Origin of the sequence: Fibrobacter sp. (assembly GCF_045112255.1) — a bacterium.
In the GTDB taxonomy this organism is placed as follows: domain Bacteria; phylum Fibrobacterota; class Fibrobacteria; order Fibrobacterales; family Fibrobacteraceae; genus Fibrobacter.
On sequence record NZ_JBGUHR010000102.1, the window covers coordinates 1 to 1575 of the forward strand.

The following is a 1575-nucleotide window of genomic DNA, read 5'->3' on the forward strand; positions in this document are numbered from 1 at the left end:
TTTCTTCTCTGACGAAAAGTCAAACACAGCCCCCTCGTCCTCCTGTTCGAATTCCAGACTGTCAACCCGCCCGTCGTACGCCTCGTCACCGACTATCTCAACCTCACGGCCAACGAGCTTGACGGTCGTAAATCCATGGAAAGGCCGCCCAAGTCCAATGACGCTTTCATATCTTTTGTCCGATACGCAATTCGACATGCCGATGACTTCGCTGATAGAAAACACTTCGTCGTCATAGACAATCGAACTATCCATGTCAAACCCCATGAAGGACAACCCCTTCGACTTCTCTCCACCTGCAGCAAAGACGATGTTTGTCGGACCAAAGCAGACAACTTCATTGCACCTGTCTCCATCGCAAAAGCCCTCAATCAAATCTCCATAGAGCAGCGACCAAATGCGCGGGAAATGACGAAGGACGGCATCGCGATCCGCAGACCTTATGCCTGTACGCCGAAGCTCGACAATGCGGACGTTCGGGAAAAGGCCGAAGTCGTCAAGCGATGCAATCGGGCAAAAGTCGATGCTTATCTTCTTCAACGGGCACTTCTCAAGCCCCTTTACCTCATGCACAAGACACGAATTGAGTTTCAACTCCTTGATCGGAAGTCCATTGAGAACAGACAGGTCAAGCGGACGAAACTCGCAAAATGCAATCTCAAGGTTTTCAAGCGACTTGCACTCGCGGAGCACACCAAGATTACCCAATTCGTACCCGCCATTAAGGACAAGGCGCTTCAGCTTCTTCATGGCACGAATGTCATCCTCGTCGATGTATTGATCCTTTCGAAATATGGTGTCCATCTCCAGCTCTTCAAGATTGACGAGATTTGTAAAGCATCCACAGTAATCACCTTCTGGGGAATACGACATATCGAGCGAAACAAGACTTGTCGGTAGTTTTTCTATTGCCCGAAAGTCTTTCCACGCACTGAAAGATTTTAGCGATTTCAGCAATCCGAGACTGTCCTCGTCAGCGAGCGAGACGCTCGACTCAAAGTAGTAGCGGCCATCCAACCGCTCCAGCGGCAGGTGCGCAATCTTGCGGAAAGAGCCAATATGCAAATTGCCGCCGAGACAGAGTTCCGTCATGTTTGTCTGAGACGAAAGGAAGGACAAATCGAGCGGGACTTTGCTTTCTGCGTGAACATTGAGCGAGAGATCCTTGAGCCGCGTCATTTTCGAGATGCGCTCCAGGACATTCGTAAACTCGGCGCGCGAGACTTTCTCCCAATATGGGTTTGCATTGGTTGGGAACGCTCCCGCCGCATCAGGAAGCACCAGATCCAGCGAAAGGCGCTCCTGATCCAACGCAAACGCGGTGTCATCAGCCATAGTCGGCATCACCACCACAGCGGCAACAAGACAGATCGCACTCTTCAACAATCTCTCGCGCAGTTTCATCATGAACCGTATTATATCACAAATCCCTCAAAACAGCACGAGGCAAATCCGACGCGATGACACCAACGCGCAAATAGGCCTTTTACAACGGTTCCGTGGGGGTTTGGCCTACAGTTGCTGTTCTCGGTCGTTTGCTCACCATTTAACTTCTTCGCTCCACCGCCGAACAAT

At 50.8% G+C, this 1575-nt stretch carries 1 protein-coding gene; it reads right to left on the reverse strand.

The window, feature by feature from the left end; translation table 11 throughout:
- Nucleotides 1–1383, reverse strand: a 1383-nt coding sequence (locus tag ACJMM9_RS13550) for a hypothetical protein (RefSeq protein WP_405327983.1), incomplete at its 3' end; no start/stop codon positions are given.
- Nucleotides 1384–1575: the final 192 nt, after the last annotated feature.